The following is a 244-nucleotide window of genomic DNA, read 5'->3' on the forward strand; positions in this document are numbered from 1 at the left end:
GCGGAACAAGCAACGTAAAATACATAAGAGATCATCGGAACATCCGGTTCCGGTAAATAAGGCAGGTGTCGAAGTCACATGACCATTCAATGGTTCCCGGGCCATATGGCTAAAGCGAGACGGGAAGTAACAGAAAAACTGAAATTAATTGATATCGTATACGAATTGGTGGATGCGAGAATCCCGATGTCATCGAGAAATCCGATGATTGAGGTGATTTTAAAAAATAAGCCGCGCATTATGC

1 pseudogene is annotated in these 244 nt (G+C 43.0%); it reads left to right on the forward strand.

Annotated elements, in window-relative coordinates:
• Positions 1 to 78 precede the first annotated feature (78 nt).
• Positions 79 to 244: pseudogene (locus SB660_RS23080) on the forward strand (ribosome biogenesis GTPase YlqF); the annotation flags it as partial.

Origin of the sequence: Bacillus sp. SIMBA_005, assembly GCF_046535585.1 — a bacterium.
Classification (GTDB): Bacteria; Bacillota; Bacilli; order Bacillales; family Bacillaceae; genus Bacillus; species Bacillus pumilus.